The organism is Planococcus sp. TJ-302, assembly GCF_058268455.1.
This window is the reverse complement of sequence record NZ_JBZDOI010000001.1, coordinates 870,857-887,277: the sequence shown is the minus strand read 5'-3', so window position 1 is coordinate 887,277 and position 16,421 is coordinate 870,857. Positions and strand designations below refer to the sequence as shown.

The following is a 16,421-nucleotide window of genomic DNA, read 5'->3' as shown; positions in this document are numbered from 1 at the left end:
TTTTCTTATGGGAAAAGGTGATAGTTGTGAAAATCTTATTTATCGGTGACATCGTCGGTTCGATCGGGCGGGATGCGCTGGAATCTTATTTGCCTCGTTTAAAACGAAAGTACGCACCGGATGTTGTTATTGCCAACGGTGAAAACGCTGCGGCAGGGCGCGGCATTACAAAGTCGATCTACCAAGACCTGATGTTCATGGGCGTCGACATGGTGACAATGGGCAACCATACATGGGACCAGAAAGAGATTTTTGATTTTATTGATGAAGTCGATTACTTGATCCGCCCGGCGAACTTCTCGCCAGAAGCGCCAGGCAGAGGCATGGCGACGGTAACAAAAAATGGCCAGACGCTTTCCGTCATCAACCTCCATGGCCGTGTCTTTTTGCCGCCGCATGACGATCCGTTCCAAAAAGCGGATGAGTTGATCGCTGAAGCGAAAGAGATTTCGCCGCTAGTTTTTGTCGATTTCCACGCCGAAGCGACAAGTGAAAAAATCGCTATGGGCTGGCATTTGGATGGCCGTGCATCAGTTGTCGTCGGAACGCATACCCATGTCCAAACAGCAGATGCGCGGATTTTGCCGAACGGCACCGCTTATATTTCTGATGTCGGAATGACAGGCCCTTATGATGAAGTGCTTGGTATGGCGAAGGAATCGGTGCTGTACCGTTTCCGGACGAATATGCCGACACGCTTTGAAGTGCCGAAGCAGGGACGTTCAGTGGTCAGCGGGTTTTTCACGGAAGTGGATGACCAAAGCGGCAAAGCGATTTCATACGAACGCATCTACATTAACGAAGATTACCCGTTCCAAAACTAAAAAGGATTTCTTGTCCATTCTCCGACAATTCGCCGTGGTGCCTTGAAGAGCACGAATGCTTTTCAGTATAATGAAAGAAAGAGCTATACCGGAAAGCAAGGAGCTGCAGCGGAGTTTTACACAAGTCGGAACCCTTGTCGAATGGACGCTTTTACCTGTACAATTAATCTAATAAATAAAGGCTGTTGAACGGTGGTTTGATGGACAGCGTTGCCAGCCGAGAAATGGGTGTCTACGAGAATGGCTTATACAAAAGACGAAATTATCGCAAAAGCGCGCGAAGTAGCAGATATGATTGCTGATACAGAAGAAGTTGAATTCTTCAAACGTGCAGAAGCGCAAATAAACGAAAACCAGAAAGTCCGCGAGAAAATCGCGAGCATGAAGAGCTTGCAAAAACAAGCGGTCAATTTCCAGCATTATGGAAAAGAACGCGCGTTGGGCTTGATTGAAGGCAAGATCCAGAAAATCGAAGAAGAAATCGACGAAGTGCCGATTGTCCAGGAATTCAAGCAATCGCAAAGCGACGTCAACGCATTGCTGCAAATGGTATCAACGGCAATCGCCAACCGCGTAACGAACAACATCATTACTGCAACAGGCGGAGATTTGCTGCGCGGCGAAACGGGATCGAAGGTTCGCAACGATTCACCGGGTAGCTGCTGATAACAATTACATTCAATATCGGGCTGCGCTTTGTGTGACGCAGGACGATTTTGCGATAAAGGAAACTGAAAGAGCTGAGGCTCTTTCAGTTTTTTCTTTTCTGCTGTTGTTTTTGCTATAATGGTGAGACTACGAAAAGTTCTGAAAGAGGTATTAAAAATGGCTCCTACACCAATGATGCAACAATATTTGCAAGTGAAATCCGATTACCAGGACGCGTTCTTGTTTTTCCGCTTGGGCGACTTTTACGAAATGTTTTATGACGATGCGTTGAAAGCGTCGCAAATCCTGGAGATTACATTGACCAGCAGGGGCGGTACAGGCGAAGACCGCATCCCGATGTGCGGCGTGCCCCATCATGCAGCCCAGAATTATATCGACCAGCTCGTTTCAAAAGGCCATAAAGTGGCGATGTGCGAACAGGTGGAAGACCCGAAAACGACAAAAGGCATGGTCAAGCGTGAAGTCGTGCGCCTCATCACGCCAGGCACTTATACCGAAGGCAAAAGCGTCGATTCAAAATCGAACCTTTTTCTGGCGGCGGCTGAACAGACCGGAGAAGGTTTTGCTTTGTCCTACGTCGACGTCAGCACAGGCGAAGCGGCGGCTGTCTCTATAGCGGGAACGGAAAAAGCCCTGCTGCAAGAATTGCAGTCGTTGAACATCCGTGAGCTGGTCGTTTCCGAGCAATTGTTTTTATTGCTGAACGAAGAGACCCAGCAGCTCATTTTATCGATTGAACCGATGGACCATATTTACGAAGCAGACGAACGGCTGACAGCCCAATGCCCGGATGATTTGAAGCAAAGCATTTTGCGTCTGCTGACGTATATTTCGCGCACTCAGAAACAATCACTTGACCATATCCAGCCTTTTATTTTCAATGAAAACAGTCAGCTGCTATCGATCGATTTCCATTCCAAGCGCAATTTGGAATTGCTGCAATCAATTCGCGGAGGAGAAACGAAAGGCACGCTGCTGTGGCTTTTGGATGATACCGTGACAGCGATGGGCAGCCGCAAGCTGAAGCAATGGCTGCATCAGCCTTTGGCCAACCGCAGCTCGATTGAAAAGCGTCAGACGATGGTCGAAGCGTTGATCGGCAATTATTTTGCGCGCGTGGAATTGCAAGCGCTCTTGAAAGAAGTGTACGATCTGGAGCGCCTGAGCGGGCGGATTGCTTTTGGCAGTGCGAGCGGACGAGACTTAGCCCAGTTGCGGAGCTCACTGGAGAAAGTCCCGGCCATTATTGCAGAGCTGGCCAATTCAGGGTATGACGCACTCGCTGGATTCAGCGAAAAACTGGACCGCTGCGAAGAAGTGGGCGAATTGCTTGAGGCCATCAGCATTAATCCACCTTTGTCAGCGAAAGAAGGTGGCGTCATCCGGGACGGGTTCCACGAAAAATTGGATGAATACCGCTATGCCTCGCGCAATGGCAAAGACTGGATTGCGCAGCTTGAACAGGAAGAACGCCGATTAACCGGCATTAAATCGTTAAAAATCGGCTATAACCGGATTTTTGGCTATTATATTGAAATATCGAAAGCGAATATGCATTTGGCGGACTTGGAGCGTTATGACCGCAAACAGACGCTGGCAAACGCAGAACGCTATATCACACCAGAATTGAAAGAAAAAGAGACCTTGATATTGACGGCTGAAGAAGAGAGCTTGAACCTGGAGTATGAATTATTTGTCAAGATTCGGGAAGAAGTCAAGGTGTTTATCACCCGCATCCAGAATTTAGCCTCGACGCTCAGCGAGCTGGACGTCTTTATGAGCTTTGCCAACATAGCGGAGAATTACCGCTTTGTGAAGCCTGAATTTAATGATACCCGCGAAATCTCGATTATCGAAGGCCGCCACCCGGTCGTCGAAAAAATGCTCAACAAACAGCATTACGTGCCAAATGACTGCGTATTGACCAACAGCCAAAATATGCTGTTGATTACAGGACCGAATATGTCCGGTAAAAGTACGTATATGCGCCAAGTTGCATTGACAATCGTTTTAGCGCAGATCGGCAGCTATGTGCCCGCTGAATCGGCGAACTTGCCGATTGTCGACCAAATCTTCACGCGCATCGGAGCGGCGGACGATTTGGTCTCTGGCCAAAGCACATTCATGGTCGAAATGCTTGAATCGCAATACGCGATCACCCATGCGACAAGCCGGAGCCTGCTGTTATTCGATGAAATTGGCCGCGGCACCTCGACCTATGACGGTATGGCGCTCGCTCAGTCAATGATTGAGTATATCCATGAGCACATAGGCGCCAATACCTTGTTTTCGACGCATTACCACGAATTGACGGCATTGGACCAGTCGCTCGATAAACTCAGCAATGTCCACGTCGCTGCGATGGAGCAATCAGGCAAAGTGGTGTTTTTGCATAAAGTGAAAAAAGGGCCGGCAGATAAAAGCTACGGCATCCATGTAGCAGAATTGGCAGAGTTGCCACAGCCGATCCTTGCCCGTGCCCGCGAGTTGCTGGCGAGTTTCGAAGCGGAAAACAAAAAGCACGTCAGCCAAGTAGAACAATTATCGTTCTTCGATGACCGCGACACCGCTGGGGAAGAAGTGCTGCAGGCAATTTCGGACATTAATATTGCCGCAATGACGCCTTTGCAATCGCTGCAATTGCTCAATGACCTGCAGGCAAAGCTAAGCGAAAAGGAGTGACTTTATGGGAATAATCCAATTAATGGATGAACCATTATCCAACAAAATAGCTGCTGGGGAAGTGGTCGAACGGCCAGCTTCTGTCGTCAAGGAATTGGTGGAGAATGCCATTGATGCGGGCGGTACAGCGATTGAAGTATTATTGATCGAAGCTGGGCTGACTTCCATACAGATTATCGACAACGGCGCAGGCATGGACGCGGAAGATGCCCTATTGTCTTTCTCGCGCCATGCTACGAGCAAAATCGCGAACGAGCATGACCTGTTCCGTATCCGAACCTTAGGCTTCAGGGGAGAAGCGCTTGCAAGTATCGCGTCGGTATCAAAAATCATGCTCCATACCTCTGATGGAGAATCTGGAACGTTTGTCCAATTGGAAGGCGGGCGTGTGATCGAACACCGGTCTGGTTCTTTAAGAAAAGGCACCGACATCCGCATTGACCAATTGTTCTTCAATACGCCGGCACGTTTGAAATACTTGAAAACGCTGCAAACGGAACTTGGCCATTCAATCGACCTGATGAACCGCTTTGCGCTCAGCTATCCGGGCGTCGCATTCAAATTGGTGCACGACGGCAAAACGGTGCTCCAGACCTCCGGCAGCGGTGAGATCAAGCGCGTCATTTCCGATATCTACGGTGTTTCGATTGCTAAAAAAATGATTCCGTTTAAAGGGGAAACCCAGGATTACAAGGTTTCCGGCTATGCGTCATTGCCGGAAATCACCCGTGCCAATAAAAACTATATTTCGTTGTTCGTCAACGGCCGATGGGTCAAGCATTATGCCATTGCCAATACCGTGCATAGGGCGTACCATACGTTTTTGCCGTTGGAGCGGCAGCCAATCGTCATTTTGAATATCCAGGGAGATCCTTATTTGACGGACGTCAATGTTCACCCTGCCAAACAGCAAATCCGGCTGAGCAAGGAAAAGGAATTGATGGAATTGGTGCACACTACAATACGCCAAGCCGTCAGTTTAGCTGTTCGGGCGCCGACCATCGAGCAGCCGAAAGCTGTGAAACAGGCGCCGACAAAGCAACTGGATATATGGAAAACTTCATTTACAGTAAAAGAACCGATAGAGCAGCCAGACAGCGATTTTGTGCGGACAATGGAAAGGCCGAAAGAGCAGCAGGGCAAGCATGCGTCTGTTGCATCGGCGCAACAAGCGTCAACTGCCTACACGCCAGAACCATATCCAGAACCGATTGCTGAAGCTGCCGATTTTGAGGAACCGGAAACGGGGCCGCAATTTCCTGAGCTGGAAGTCGTCGGCCAAATCCACGGCACTTATATCGTTGCGCAAAGTTCAGACGGTTTTTACCTGGTCGACCAGCACGCTGCGCAAGAACGCATCAAATATGAATTTTTCCGCGAAAAAGTGGGGGACATCAATTCTTCCGAGCGGCAGGCTTTATTGCTGCCATTGACGTTCCATTACAGCCGCGACGAAGCGCTGCGTCTGAAAGATGCTTTAGCAGTGATGTCAGAAAGCGGCGTTTTCATGGAAGAATTCGGCGACACGTCATTTATCGTCCGCGAGCATCCGACATGGTTTCCGAAAGGCTTTGAACAGGAAATCATCGAAGAAATCATCGAGCAGGTGCTGGATGACCGTAAAGTTGACGTTAAGAAAATCCGGGAAGAAGCGGCGATCATGATGAGCTGCAAAAGATCGATCAAAGCAAACCATTATTTGCAAAAGCATGAGATGGAACGATTGCTGGCGGACTTAAAAAATGCCGAACAGCCGTTTACCTGTCCACATGGCAGACCGGTCATTGTGCATTTTAAAACTTATGATGTTGAGAAAATGTTTAAACGGGTAATGTGAACAAAGGCATAACTGCGGGCAGAGTCATTGGATAAGGGGGAAAAAGGATGTTTTCAGCGAAAAAGAGGCCGGAACAAATCGGCAAGCTTTCTAAATACCAGTTTGATGTTTTAGTTATCGGAGGCGGAATTACAGGAGCGGGCATTGCACTTGATGCGGTGTCACGCGGCATGTCGGTCGCTTTGGTGGAGATGCAGGATTTTGCAGCTGGCACATCCAGCCGTTCCACAAAATTGGTCCATGGCGGATTGCGGTATTTAAAGCAATTCGAGGTGAAGCTCGTTGCGGAAGTCGGCAAAGAACGGGAAATCGTTTATGAAAATGCAGTCCACGTAACAGAACCTCAGCGCATGCTGCTGCCGTTTCACAAGGGCGGAACGTTCGGTCCGTTGTCGACATCTCTCGGGCTTCGGGTCTATGATTTTCTGGCAGGAGTCAAAAAAGGCGAACGTCGCAAGATGCTGAAACCGGAAGAAGCGCTGGAAAAAGAGCCTTTATTGAATAAAGAAGGCTTGCTCGGGGGAGGCTATTACGTCGAATACCGAACGGATGACGCGCGCTTGACGCTGGAAACCTTGAAAAAAGCGGCGGAAGGCGGAGCAGTCACTTTGAACTACGCAAAAGCGGAAAGCTTCCTTTATAAAAATGGCAAAATGGCTGGGGCGCGGATCGTTGACGTTGTGGAAGGTCAAACTTTTGATGTGGACGCACGGGTAACTATAAATGCGTCAGGTCCTTGGGTTGACGAAGTCAGAAGCCTCGATGCGAAGACAAGGGGCAAAAAGCTGCAGCTGACAAAAGGTACACATATCGTCGTCGATCAGCAAAAATTTCCGCTTCGGCATGCTGTCTACTTTGACACACCTGACAAGCGCATGATTTTTGCTATTCCAAGGGATATGAAAGTCTATGTCGGCACAACCGATACCTTTTTCCAGCAAGACCCGATCGACCCCAGTGCCACAAAAGAAGATGTCGCGTACTTGATCAAAGCGGTAAGCGGCATGTTTCCGGAAATCCGATTGGCGCCAGACGACATCGAATCAACATGGGCAGGCGTAAGGCCGCTCATCTTAGAAGAAGGCTTGGATCCGTCTGAAATTTCCCGGAAAGATGAAATCTGGGAGTCGGACAACGGTCTCATCTCCATCGCGGGCGGCAAATTGACAGGATACCGGAAAATGGCGGAAACGATCATTGATAAAACAGCTAAAAGGCTTTCGAAAGATACGGGCACAAAATACGGCAGTTCCATTACGAAGCATTTACCGTTATCTGGCGGTGATTTTGGCGGCTCGGAAAACTTTGGCGGATTCGTCAGCCAAACCGCATTGTCTGCAGAGCAATTCGGCTTGTCGCCGGAAGAAGGCCGGATGCTGGCGCAATTTTTCGGGACGAACGCTGGCAAAGTGTTTGGCTATTATCAGCAAATGCCTGAAACCAATCCCCAGGGGCTGCCAAAGTCGTTGGCAGCCATCTTGAAATACATGATTGAAGATGAAATGGCGTTGACCCCCGCAGACTTTTTTGTCAGGCGGACGGGCGATCTTTATTTCCATATCGCGGATGTCGTGCGCTATAAAGAAAGCGTGCTGGAATTCATGGCCAGCGAGTTGAATTACAGCAAAGAACAGAAAATGCAATACCGCAATGAATTGAACGAAGAAATCCAGCGGGCGACTCGATATGTGAGAGGGGCATTGCAATGAAAATCAACAAAAGTTTTGTAGAAATGTCAGATGGCCACGAAGTTTATTGTGAAATGGTTTGCCCGCCTTCTCCAATCGGCCATGTGCATGTGATCCACGGCATGGCGGAGCATGTCGGCCGTTATGAGGAATTTGTGCATTTCCTCGCGGCGAAGGGATTTGCAGTGTCTGGCCACGACCAGCGCGGACACGGAAAAACAGCCCAACGCAGCGGGACCATAGGATTTTTCGCTGAAGAAGGCGGATTTGACAGAGTGGTCGAAGACGCCAAGGAAATCATCGATCATGTGAAAGATGAGTTTGGAGATCTTCCGCTTATCGTCTTCGGGCACAGCATGGGGTCGTTTGTGGCTCGGCGTTTCATCCAATTGTACAGCTCCAGCATCAGCGGCGTCGTGTTGTCAGGCAGCGGCGGAAATCCAGGCTTTTCGGGCAAAGCTGGGCTCGCATTTGCTTCGGCTGCGGCGAAAGCGCAAGGACAGACAGCAGTGAGTGAAATGCTTGGAAAAATGACGTTCGGCAGTTTCAATAAAGCGTTCAAAAGCGAAGAATCTGCATATGCATGGCTCAGCCGGGACAAGTCCGAAGTGGCCATATACGAAGCAGATCCGATGTGCGGTGCGCCATCTACTAATCAATTCTATGTAGATTTATTCACCGGCCTGGATTTGATCCATCGCAAAGCGGAAGTGGCAAAAATCCGCAAAGATTTGCCGCTGCTGCTGATCAGCGGTTCCGCAGATCCGGTTGGCGGCCATGGCAAAGGCATCTTCCAGGCGGCTGAACAATACCAGAAAGCTGGGATGACGAATGTCCGCGTGCATTTGGCGGAAGGCGCTAGGCACGAATTGCTTAAAGAAATCGACAAAGAAGTGCATTACGAAATTATGGCAGAGTGGATGTTGGAAAATGATTGATGTAATTGCCATAGTAGGCCCCACGGCTTCCGGTAAAACAGCGCTGAGCTTGGAGCTTGCAAAACGCTTTAATGGTGAAATTATCAATGGCGATTCCATGCAGGTCTACCGCGGCATGTCGATCGGCACAGCGAAAATCAGTGCAGAAGAAATGCAAGAAGTGCCTCACCACTTGCTCGACATCAAGGAACCGGAAGAATCTTTTTCGGTGGCGGAATACCAAGGGCTTGTGCGCGGCAAAATCGAAGAAATCAAATCGCAGGGCAAGCTGCCGATCCTTGTAGGAGGATCGGGCCTATACGTCCAGGCGGTTTTATTCGATTACCGCTTTACGGACGGCCAAGTCGATGAAAGAGTGAGGGCCGCTTTATATGAAGAACTCGAACAGCAGGGTCCGCAGCATATGCACGATAAATTGATGGCAATGGACCCATCAACCGATATTCATCCGAACAACACGAGGCGCGTCATCCGCGCACTTGAAATTTTGGAAAGCGGAGAACAGCAAGCGGACCGCAGCCTGGCGTTGTCGCCGATGTATAACGAGGCCATCATCGGGCTCGACATCGACCGCGATGTCCTGTATCAGCGCATCAATGAGCGCGTCGATGCTATGCTGGAGCAGGGTCTCCTGGATGAAGTGGCAGCGCTGCGAGACCGCGGCGTCCGCGATACCCAGGCGATCCAAGCAATTGGCTACAGAGAATTATATGGGTTTCTTGAAGGAGCGGTGGATTTCGGGGAAGCGGTCAGCCAGTTAAAACGCAATTCACGGAAATACGCAAAGCGGCAATTCACTTATTTCAAAAACAAGCTGCCGATTTTCTGGATTGATGCATTAGCCGATCCGGAAAAAAACATTCGGGAAATTGAAGCTTTTATGCAGGATATAGACCGTGCCCGTCGAATTGAAATAATTGCGGGGAAAAATAAAGACTAGGGATTATGAGGGGGATATTCATGAAGCCAGTAAACATTCAAGATGTTTATTTAAACCAGCTGCGCAAAAACAATATTTACGTAACTGTATTTTTATTGAATGGTTTTCAATTGAAAGGCACGATTAAATCCTATGATAATTTCACAGTGCTGGTTGAGTCCGAAGGCAAACAGCAGCTGATTTACAAGCATGCCATTTCGACTTTTTCACCCTCGAAAGCGGTTGCTATCGAACACCAGGATTAATCCTTCAACTAATACACAAAAGGCTTAAAAGCCATTAAGAAGACTAACGGGAGGCAATAACAATGAAATCGATTTCTACTGATGAACTGCAGGAAAAATTGGCAGCTGGCCAACAGGTGCAGCTGATCGACGTGCGTGAAGATGAAGAAGTGGCGGCTGGCATAGTGCCGGGCGCTAAGCACATTGCACTTGGCACATTGCCGGACCGCTTGTCGGAAGTCGACAGCTCCCAAACCGTGCATGTTATTTGCCGCTCAGGTAAACGCAGCGCGAAAGCATGCGAAATCCTGGAATCCGGCGGTATCGAAGCCATCAATGTTGATGGCGGGATGCTCGATTGGAAAGGCGAAACCCACGCATAATTATTGAAACTCAAAAGACCGCCCGGCTTTTAAAGCCGGGCGGTCTTTTTAATGTGTTTTGGTCGTAAGGATTTTTCGTGTTGGCAGGCGCCATCTGTATGTGAAAGAGAGGATCCGCAATGCGGTGATGCAGATAAACAGGATATACAGCACCGAGTCGGTGCGTACCATGTCAAAACTGATGAGTATGCCCGCCATCGCTGCCCAAACAGCATAAATTTCCGCTTTTAGGACAAGCGGTTTGCGGCCGGCTAAGACGTCCCGGACCATACCGCCGCCGGAACCCGTCAATACAGCTGCGACGACAACTGCGTATACCGGCATTCCCAGATTCACTGCGTAAAGTGCACCTTGTATGGCAAATGCTGATAACCCGATGGCATCAAAGAAATTGCCCCAGCGGTTCCAATGGCTTAATAGTTTATTTGGAAAAAGGAATACGAGGGTGACGGAGAACAAGGCAAGCTGAAACATCATTTCCTGCTCCCATAATGCGGAAACAGGCACGCCGATCAATAAATTCCGGATTGCGCCGCCGCCAAACGCAGTAACAATCCCCAGCAGATAAACCCCGAAGATATCATACTCCTCTTCCATAGCGATAATAGCCCCGGACACCGCAAAAGCGATCGTTCCGATGGCACTTAATACTTCCCAAGCCATATGATGCATCCTCCCGAAATCTTCAACTCTATGAATTGTAGCAGAATTTGACGCAATTTCAAGTTTAATTGCATAATAGAGAGTGAGCAAAAGAGAATGGAGAATTAGATGCAAACTATAATACGAGCGATAGAAGAAACGATACAAGACGAGCTGCAGAAAGCAGATGACATCGCCTTTTTGAACCAGAAAAAAGTACTTGAAGCTTTCCATTCGCAAAAAGTCAGTGACCATCATTTCAATCCTTCAACGGGTTATGGCTATGACGACGAAGGGCGCGACACGCTTGAACGCGTCTATGCGGCTGTCTTCAAAGCGGAAGCGGCATTGGTGCGGCCGCAGATCATCTCAGGGACACATGCCATCACGATTTCATTGTTCGGCGTCTTGCGTCCTGGCGATGAGCTGCTTTATCTGACTGGAAAACCATATGATACCTTGGATGCCATTGTGTCAGGTGGGGAACAGGACACCGGTTCGCTGCGGGATTTCGGCATCAGCTACCAGCATGTGCCGTTGGCTGAAGACAAAAGCGTAGACTGGAATGCGGCAAAAAAAGCCATTCACGGACGGACGAAAGTGATAGCAATACAGCGGTCAAGAGGCTACGATACCCGTCCGTCGTTTACTATAGCAGAGATTGCCGAGATGATTGCTGAGATTCGCACCATTAAATCGGACGCGATCGTTTTCGTCGATAATTGCTACGGCGAATTCGTCGAGGAACAAGAACCGATTGAAGCGGGCGCTGATTTGATTGCCGGATCGCTTATCAAAAATCCTGGCGGCGGACTGGCTAAAATTGGCGGCTATATTGCCGGCAGAAGGGATTTAGTCGAAAAATGCGGTTACCGCATGACTTCGCCGGGTATAGGAGGAGAGGCAGGCGCATCATTGAATGCATTGCCGGATATGTACCAAGGGTTTTTCATGGCGCCGCATATCGTATCGCAGGCATTGAAAGGCGCGATTTTCACTTCCGCGTTGCTTGAATCCGTCGGCATGGCGACATCTCCCCATTATTCAGCGAAAAGGACGGACTTGATCCAGTCTGTGTCATTCAACACCGCTGAGCAAATGGTGGCATTCTGCCAAACGATTCAAGCGAGTTCGCCGGTCAATGCGCAATTCAAACCCGAACCTGCCTATATGCCAGGCTACGAAGACGATGTCATCATGGCAGCCGGCACTTTTGTGCAAGGGTCGAGCATTGAATTGACCGCTGATGGTCCCATCAGACCGCCATATACCGCCTTTGTACAAGGTGGGCTTACTTACGAGCATGTGAAAATTGCTGTATTGAACTCTATTGAAACCTTAAAAAAATCAAATCTGATCTAACATAAATTTCCGCACAAAAACTGTGCGGAAATTTTTACGTTAGAAAACCTAACATTCGTTTGACAAGTTATCTGACATCCTTTACACTAAAGGAGCAGTAATTATTGAAATGGGTGAAAAACATGACACACCGGGTTCGCAGGACGATGCCGCTTCTTCCTATCAGTATAGTAATGCAGCTGACGGAATTGACAGCGCGCCAAATCCGTTACTACGAAGAGCACGAGTTGATCAGCCCAGCGCGATCGGAAGGGAATAAGCGGATGTTTTCATTAAACGACGTGGACACTCTTTTGGAAATCAAAGATTTTCTTGATCAAGGCATCAATATTGCGGGCATCAAAAAGATTTATGCCCTGCGGTCACAACCGACAATTGAAAAGACAGCTCCACAAACAATCACGGATGCCGAGCTTCGGCGAATTTTGAGGGATGAAATGCTGAACTCGAAATCGTTCGACAGAGGCGGCATTAGGCAAGGGGATTTATCCCGTTTCTTCAAATGAACCGGGTTACATAAAAAATCATAGGAGAGTGAAGCGAATATGGGCAAGTATACTAAAGAAGACATTAAACGTTTAATGCAAGAACAAGAAGTGAACTTTATCCGTCTGCAATTCACAGACATCTTAGGTATCATTAAGAATGTTGAAATCCCTACATCCCAATTGGATAAGGCTTTAGACAACAAAATGATGTTCGACGGTTCTTCTATTGATGGATTTGTGCGAATCGAAGAATCAGACATGTACCTGTTCCCTGATCTTGACACATGGGTCGTTTTCCCATGGATCACAGGCAAAGGAAAAGTTGCACGTTTAATCTGCGACATCTACCGTGCAGACGGAACTCCATTTGATGGCGATCCACGCAATAACTTGAAGCGCGTACTGAAAGAAATGGAAGAGCTTGGCTTTACACATTTCAATCTTGGGCCTGAGCCGGAATTCTTCTTGTTCAAATTGGACGAGCGCGGCGAACCATCATTGGAACTGAACGACAATGGCGGTTATTTTGACTTGGCGCCGATGGACCTTGGCGAAAACTGCCGACGCGACATCGTGCTCGAGTTAGAGGAAATGGGCTTTGAAATCGAAGCATCCCACCACGAAGTAGCACCAGGCCAGCACGAAATCGACTTTAAATACGCAGATGCTGTCAAAGCATGCGACGATATCCAGACATTCAAATTAGTAGTTAAAACTATTGCTCGGAAACACGGTTTGCATGCAACATTCATGCCAAAACCATTATTCGGCGTCAACGGATCAGGGATGCACATGAACGTTTCCCTATTCAATGGCAACGAGAATGCTTTCTTGGATGAAGACGGCGAAATGAAGTTAAGTGAAACAGCATACCAATTCCTTGCAGGTATCCTTGAGCACGCACAAGGGTTCACAGCGGTTACAAACCCGACTGTCAATTCTTACAAACGCCTAGTGCCTGGCTATGAAGCTCCGTGCTACATTGCTTGGTCTGGACAAAATCGCAGCCCGTTGATCCGTATCCCGGCTTCACGTGGATTGTCAACACGCGTAGAAGTGCGTTCTGTTGATCCGGCTGCAAACCCATACTTGGCAATGGCTGTTTTATTGGCTGCTGGCCTTGACGGCATCAAGAAGAAAATGACGCCGCCAAAAGCTGTAGACCGCAATATCTACGCGATGAACAGAAAAGAGCGCGAAGCTGTGGGCATCCAAGACCTTCCGCCAACATTGTACGCAGCACTTCAAGAGCTGCAAAGCAATGAAGTGATGACGAAAGCACTTGGTTCTCACATTCTTAACAACTTTGTGGAAGCGAAAGAAATCGAGTGGGACATGTTCCGCATTGCGGTTCACCCATGGGAGCGCGAGCAATACTTGAAAATGTATTAAGCAAATATAACACACCAGCGCACTTGCACTGGTGTGTTTTTTTTTGCAAACTTTCCAAGCTTCTTATCCACTTGGGTCAGTAAATAAAAGTTTTTTGATTTTGGAAGTTTAGTTTTTCCAGGACTGTGGTATCATTAAGAAGAATTCATAGTACGATTAATAGCCCATACTGAATTTTCTTAGAAAGTAAGAAGATTTTGTGGGGGTGATTAGTTTGACGAAAATTCAAGGGGTTAAAGACCTGCGGAAGTATTTAGATTCTGTAGGATGCCCGAGGACTGAAGAACAAATTAATGAGAGCATCGCAAAAAGGCAGATTCCACATAGCCAGTCCTATGCCAATACAATCTTTTTTGACGTGAGGCATATCGATTGGTGGATATCGCAACAGCAAAAAGTCGAAAGCAAAAATTGAATACGATCTTCAGAATACCGGTACCCCGAATTCGGCTCATTATGAGTCCGTATTCGGGGTTTTCCCTATTTACCAGAGCGTTTACTCCAAAAAGAATGGACAACTCGCCCCGCAAATGGTGTATGATAGACAGAAGCAAAAACCATTCTGCTTTAGAGGAGGCCGATGCATGAAAACTTTCCAAGTTGAATTCTATTTTGACCAAGGCAATACGATTGTCCTGACAGTATATGCTGAAAACAAAGAATCAGCATTGCGCAATATTCCGACTCACGGCACGTTTGAAATCACGGACCAGGACAACGACCGCCTATACCGTATTACTATCACACAAGTAAAATACATTATGGTCTATGAATTATGAGGCCTGAAGCATCGCGTTTTAACGGATGCTTTTTTTATGCCTAAAATTAGAAGAGGAGCTGGCTAGGTGGAATTTAAAGGATCGAGTGTTTACGACGATAAGGATTTTTTAGCGGTTTTTTTGAAACGGAGAGAGCGCAAGGAAAGCCCGAATAACGCGATAGAGAAACCGATTATCTGTGACCTAATGGGTGAAGTCGAAGGGAAAGCAATCTTGGACCTCGGTTGTGGAGACGGTAAATTTGGCAATGAACTGCTCGGCTCTGGAGCAGCATCCTATACGGGAATAGAAGGCTCAAGGGAGATGGCATTGCTGGCAAGTAGAGCAACGGCACAGCTGGGTGGCAAGATACATATAGCGGACCTTGAATCGTTTCAAGCAGAGGGTTCAGAATACGATTTGATTGTCTCGCGGTTTGTCATCCATTACTTGACGGATATCAGACACTTGTTCAAGGAAATCAATCAAGCATTGGTGCCGGACGGTAAATTCATTTTCACTGTACAGCACCCATTGACCACTTCGTCGTTTGCGAGTAAAGCGCAAGGCGAGCGCAGAGGTGATTGGGTGGTCGATGATTATTTCAGGGAAGGAGAGCGCAGTGAGCCCTGGATAAGCAAGACAGTCGTCAAGTATCACCGAACGACAGAAACCTACTTTACAGCGCTAATAGAAGCCGGATTTGCTGTAACTGCCCTCAGGGAAGGAAAGCCGGTCCCTACAAATTTCGAATCCGCAGCTGAGTTTGAACGGCGGGAGCGCATTCCGTTGATGTTGATTTTGTCTGCCCAAAAGGTAGGAAACTAAAAAAGGCGCCGAGAGAAATTCTCTCGGCGTCTTTATGTGTCATGATTAATGTAGTTGGCGGTAAACTCCGACCACTTTTCCAAGGATGGAGACCTGGTCTACGATGATTGGATCCATCGATGAATTTTCAGGCTGCAGGCGGAAATAATTGTCTTCTTTGAAAAATCGTTTGACTGTCGCTTCGTCATCAGCGGTCATAGCTACCACGATGTCGCCATTGTTAGCGGTTTGCTGCTGTTTCACTACGACATAGTCACCATTCAGGATGCCAGCTTCGATCATACTTTCTCCCATGATTTCCAGCATGAAAATATGGTCGTCCTCAGTTCCGTATGACTGGGGAAGCGGGAAATACTCTTCCACATTCTCGATCGCCGTGATCGGAACGCCAGCCGTTACTTTACCGACAAGCGGTACATGAAGGACCGGGCTTTTTTCAACCAGTGAATCATCAGTGCTGATAATTTCAATTGCTCTCGGTTTTGTCGGGTCGCGGCGGATCAAGCCTTTGCTTTCAAGGCGGGCAAGATGGCCATGGACAGTCGAGCTTGATGCCAAGCCGACTGCCTCTCCAATTTCACGGACGGAAGGCGGGTAGCCTTTGGCCCGGACTTCGTCTTTTATGAATGACAAAATATCTTCTTGGCGTTTCGATACTTTTTTCAACAGTTTCACCTCTTTTTAATAGTTCAGCATGTTTTCTACCAATAGTATACCAACTTGGGATATGAAATGCAAACATAGGTTCGAATTTATTTGTTGACAA

17 protein-coding genes are annotated in these 16,421 nt (G+C 47.9%); 15 read left to right on the top strand and 2 right to left on the bottom strand.

What is annotated here, in order from left to right:
• Positions 1–26: 26 nt before the first annotated feature.
• From AC4EHB_RS04625 to AC4EHB_RS04585, 9 genes are all read left to right on the top strand, one after another.
• Positions 27–824 carry a TIGR00282 family metallophosphoesterase gene (locus tag AC4EHB_RS04625; protein WP_490974428.1) on the top strand — a complete coding sequence of 266 codons (798 nt, stop codon included), beginning with the start codon at positions 27–29 and terminating at the stop codon, positions 822–824.
• Between the two features lie 240 nt (positions 825–1,064).
• The gene (locus AC4EHB_RS04620; protein WP_490974427.1) at positions 1,065–1,490 is read left to right on the top strand and encodes a YlbF/YmcA family competence regulator; all 426 of its coding nucleotides are present in this window, start codon (positions 1,065–1,067) and stop codon (positions 1,488–1,490) included.
• A gap of 159 nt (positions 1,491–1,649) precedes the next feature.
• On the top strand, positions 1,650–4,175 hold the full coding sequence (mutS, locus tag AC4EHB_RS04615; RefSeq protein ID WP_490980813.1) for a DNA mismatch repair protein MutS: 2,526 nt from the start codon (positions 1,650–1,652) through the stop codon (positions 4,173–4,175).
• Positions 4,176–4,179: 4 nt separating this feature from the next.
• Positions 4,180–6,012 carry a DNA mismatch repair endonuclease MutL gene (gene mutL, locus AC4EHB_RS04610; RefSeq protein WP_490980812.1) on the top strand — a complete coding sequence of 611 codons (1,833 nt, stop codon included), beginning with the start codon at positions 4,180–4,182 and terminating at the stop codon, positions 6,010–6,012.
• A 47-nt stretch (positions 6,013–6,059) separates the two neighbouring features.
• Positions 6,060–7,721, top strand: a complete 1,662-nt coding sequence (locus AC4EHB_RS04605; protein WP_490974424.1) for a glycerol-3-phosphate dehydrogenase/oxidase — start codon at positions 6,060–6,062, stop codon at positions 7,719–7,721.
• On the top strand, positions 7,718–8,638 hold the full coding sequence (locus AC4EHB_RS04600) for an alpha/beta hydrolase (RefSeq protein WP_490974423.1): 921 nt from the start codon (positions 7,718–7,720) through the stop codon (positions 8,636–8,638). Before AC4EHB_RS04605 ends, AC4EHB_RS04600 begins: the two co-directional genes overlap by 4 nt.
• Positions 8,631–9,578: a tRNA (adenosine(37)-N6)-dimethylallyltransferase MiaA gene (gene miaA / locus AC4EHB_RS04595; protein WP_490980811.1), complete on the top strand. Its 948-nt coding sequence runs from the start codon at positions 8,631–8,633 to the stop codon at positions 9,576–9,578. The genes AC4EHB_RS04600 and miaA overlap by 8 nt, the downstream gene beginning before the upstream one ends.
• Positions 9,579–9,598: 20 nt before the next feature.
• The gene (gene hfq, locus AC4EHB_RS04590) at positions 9,599–9,823 is read left to right on the top strand and encodes an RNA chaperone Hfq (RefSeq protein WP_490974421.1); all 225 of its coding nucleotides are present in this window, start codon (positions 9,599–9,601) and stop codon (positions 9,821–9,823) included.
• Positions 9,824–9,885: 62 nt separating this feature from the next.
• Positions 9,886–10,185, top strand: a complete 300-nt coding sequence (locus AC4EHB_RS04585) for a rhodanese-like domain-containing protein (protein ID WP_490974420.1) — start codon at positions 9,886–9,888, stop codon at positions 10,183–10,185.
• Between the two features lie 48 nt (positions 10,186–10,233).
• On the opposite strand, the gene AC4EHB_RS04580 is transcribed toward AC4EHB_RS04585, so the two are convergent.
• Entirely contained in the window at positions 10,234–10,848 is a 615-nt protein-coding gene (locus AC4EHB_RS04580; protein WP_490974419.1) for a trimeric intracellular cation channel family protein, read from the bottom strand.
• Positions 10,849–10,956: 108 nt separating this feature from the next.
• Between AC4EHB_RS04580 and AC4EHB_RS04575 the strand changes: the two genes are divergently transcribed.
• From AC4EHB_RS04575 to AC4EHB_RS04550, 6 genes are all read left to right on the top strand, one after another.
• Complete coding sequence (locus AC4EHB_RS04575) at positions 10,957–12,189, top strand: methionine gamma-lyase family protein (protein WP_490980810.1); 1,233 nt, start codon at positions 10,957–10,959, stop codon at positions 12,187–12,189.
• Between the two features lie 122 nt (positions 12,190–12,311).
• Positions 12,312–12,695, top strand: coding sequence for a MerR family transcriptional regulator (locus AC4EHB_RS04570; protein WP_135505321.1), 384 nt, complete (start codon positions 12,312–12,314; stop codon positions 12,693–12,695).
• Between the two features lie 39 nt (positions 12,696–12,734).
• On the top strand, positions 12,735–14,069 hold the full coding sequence (gene glnA, locus AC4EHB_RS04565) for a type I glutamate--ammonia ligase (protein ID WP_490974417.1): 1,335 nt from the start codon (positions 12,735–12,737) through the stop codon (positions 14,067–14,069).
• 214 nt (positions 14,070–14,283) lie between these two features.
• Entirely contained in the window at positions 14,284–14,484 is a 201-nt protein-coding gene (locus tag AC4EHB_RS04560; RefSeq protein ID WP_490974416.1) for a hypothetical protein, read from the top strand.
• 169 nt (positions 14,485–14,653) lie between these two features.
• Entirely contained in the window at positions 14,654–14,848 is a 195-nt protein-coding gene (locus tag AC4EHB_RS04555; RefSeq protein ID WP_490974415.1) for a hypothetical protein, read from the top strand.
• Positions 14,849–14,914: 66 nt separating this feature from the next.
• Positions 14,915–15,655 (top strand): class I SAM-dependent methyltransferase, encoded by a 741-nt coding sequence (locus tag AC4EHB_RS04550; protein WP_490980809.1) that lies wholly within the window; start codon positions 14,915–14,917, stop codon positions 15,653–15,655.
• A 45-nt stretch (positions 15,656–15,700) separates the two neighbouring features.
• Here the strand turns inward: AC4EHB_RS04550 and lexA are convergent, their stop codons facing one another.
• Entirely contained in the window at positions 15,701–16,321 is a 621-nt protein-coding gene (lexA, locus tag AC4EHB_RS04545) for a transcriptional repressor LexA (RefSeq protein ID WP_490974413.1), read from the bottom strand.
• Positions 16,322–16,421: the final 100 nt, after the last annotated feature.